This window comes from Streptomyces sp. (genome assembly GCF_031178505.1).
GTDB classification, from domain to species: domain Bacteria; phylum Actinomycetota; class Actinomycetes; order Streptomycetales; family Streptomycetaceae; genus Streptomyces; species Streptomyces gulbargensis.
On record NZ_JAPSIW010000916.1, the window covers coordinates 1 to 2,376 of the forward strand.

2 protein-coding genes and 2 pseudogenes are annotated in these 2,376 nt (G+C 77.6%); 2 read left to right on the forward strand and 2 right to left on the reverse strand.

What is annotated here, in order from left to right:
- Positions 1-184: M23 family metallopeptidase (locus RIF68_RS34405; RefSeq protein WP_309055412.1), on the forward strand; the 184-nt coding region annotated here is incomplete at its 5' end.
- Here RIF68_RS34405 and RIF68_RS34410 read toward each other — a convergent pair.
- Both RIF68_RS34410 and RIF68_RS34415 read right to left on the reverse strand, forming a co-directional pair.
- Positions 140-1,045: pseudogene (locus RIF68_RS34410) on the reverse strand (DMT family transporter); the annotation flags it as partial. The gene RIF68_RS34405 and the pseudogene RIF68_RS34410 overlap by 45 nt on opposite strands.
- Before the next feature lie 117 nt (positions 1,046-1,162).
- Complete coding sequence (locus RIF68_RS34415) at positions 1,163-1,924, reverse strand: carbonic anhydrase (RefSeq protein ID WP_309055413.1); 762 nt, start codon at positions 1,922-1,924, stop codon at positions 1,163-1,165.
- 161 nt (positions 1,925-2,085) lie between these two features.
- On the opposite strand from RIF68_RS34415, the pseudogene RIF68_RS34420 reads away from it, so the two are divergent.
- Positions 2,086-2,376, forward strand: a pseudogene (locus tag RIF68_RS34420) (ferric iron reductase); the annotation flags it as partial.

Sequence of the window (2,376 nt, forward strand, 5' to 3'; positions counted from 1 at the left end):
GCACCTCTCCGCCCTCTCCGTCCGCGAGGGCCAGCGTGTCCACGGCGGCCAGCGGATCGCGCGGTCAGGGTCGACCGGCAACAGCTCCGGACCGCACCTCCACTTCGAGGTGCGGACGGGTCCCCGGTACGGCTCCGACATCGACCCCCTCGCCTACCTCAGGGCCCGGGGGGTCGCCATCTGACACCCCCCGGCACCCGGACGGCTCGGCGGGCACGGCCGGTGCCGGGCGGCCCGTGGTCAGCCGCACGAGCCCGCCCGCCGCGACCGCCCCGGAGACCAGCGCGGCCACCGCACCGGCCGCACCGAACCGGAACGTCTCGCCGAACAGGGCCAGGCCGACCGCCGTCGCGGCCACCGGATTGACCACCGTGACCGTCGCCAGCGGAGCGGCGAGCCCGGCGCCCCGGTACGAGGCCTGGGACAGCAGCAGCCCCGTCACGGCGAGCGCCGACAGGACGAGCAGCCCCGTCCACCCGGCGAGCGGCGCGCCGGGTGACCACTCCTCGGCGACGGCCTTGGTGAAGACCGAGGCGATCCCGAAGGCCACGCCCGCCGCCGAGGCCAGCAGCACGCCCCGGGTCACCGGCCGGCGCACCGCGTGGGCGGCCGCGAGGAGCAGCGCCACCACCCCGCAGGTCACACCGACGAGCACCCAGCGCTGCCCGTCGGCGGGCAGCCGGGTCCCGGCGCCCCGGGTCAGGCTCAGCAGCCCGGCCAGACCGGCGGTCGCCATCAGCGCCCCCCGCCAGGCCCGGCCCCCGGCCCGCCGGCCGACCAGGAGGGCCGCCATCGGCAGGGCGCACACGATCGTCAGGGCGCCCAAAGGCTGGACCAGACTGAGCGGACCGTAGGCGAGGGCGACCACGTGCAGGGCCGCCCCGAGACCGTTGAGCAGCACCGCCCCCCACCAGGCCGGCCGGCGCAGCGGCGCGTAGCGCGGACCGGCGGCGGAGTCCGCGACCCGTTCCTGCACGATCGCGGCGGAGGCGTAGGCGACGGCCGAGACGAGCGACAGCAGGACGGAGACCAGGAGAGGGCTCATGCCTTCCACGGTCCCTCTTCCGGGCGCTCGGTGTCGTCGTCCTTCGGAACGCCTTCGCCGTACCGCCGACGCGGTACGCCGGCGGTCCGTACACCCGTGGGCGTACGCCCCCGCAGGTCAGAACGGGTGGAACGCGACCCTCCCGGTCTCCAGGTCGAAGCGGGCGCCGACGATCCCGGCTCCGGAGAACGCCGCGTCCCCGGCGAGCCGGTCCCTGACCCGGTCCACATGGCACCGCACCGTGTTCTCCACCCAGTCCCCGGGCAGCCCCCGGGCCGCGCGGGCGGCCGGCGCCAGCTCCTCCACGACACGCGCCAGATGCCCGGCGACCGGCACCCCCGTCCGTACGTACTCCACGGCCGCCGTCGCCGCCCCGCACCGCTCGTGACCCAGCACCACGACCAGCCCCACCCCCAGCTCCTCCACCCCGAACTGGACCGACCCGAGCACCGCCTCGTCCAGAGCCTGGCCCGCCGTGCGTATCGACAGGAGGTCACCGAGCCCCTGGTCGAAGACCAGCTCGGGAGCGACCCGCGAGTCGACGCAGCCCAGGACCACGGCGAAGGGGTGCTGGGCGACCGCGACCGCGGACCGGCGGCCCGCGTCCTCGTGGGGATGCCGCTGTCGCAGCGCGGCGAAGCGGGCGTTGCCGGCCCGCAGCTCCGCCAGCGCCCTGCCCGCCCTCCGTGGCGTCGGGGGAGCCGCCGCCGCGCGGGGAGCGGCACCGGAGGCCCGGGCCACGGGCACGGCGGCGGCGGAGGCGAGGGCCGCGAGACCCAGCGCGAGGACCCCGCGCCGCCCGCCGACCACCGGTGCGGTGGCGGGCGGCGACGCGGGAGCGCGGGAGGACGGGTACGCGGAGGACGTCGAAGAAGTCATGCCCCGAGCGTTACGGTGGGCTCCGCCCGGCGCACCGGCTTGGGCAAGCCATGACCAAGCCTTGCCCGGCGGCAGGAGCGGCGGGGACGTACCACCGCTGTGAGCGGTGGGGGCAAGTGCGGGGGCGAGGCCCGGACGCCCGGGCGGGGGAGGAGGCGGAAGTGCCGGATGCCGACGGGAGCGCGTCGCCGGGGGGCTTCTTCACCCTGCGCACCACGCCCCCCTCCGGCGGCGGGGCACACCGCCCCCTCGCCCTGCTGTACGCGGGACACGACGGCCCGCTGACCGCGCGCGTGGACCTCGTCTCCGCGCGGCTCGGCACCCGGGAGCGGCGCGTCGCCGCCTCCGCCGCCCACCTCGGGCTCGCCGCCCGGCTCTGGTCCACGGCGCTCGGACCGGCCGCGCTCCACGGGCGCTTCCCGGAACTCGGCCCCGCCGACCTCCACTGGGAC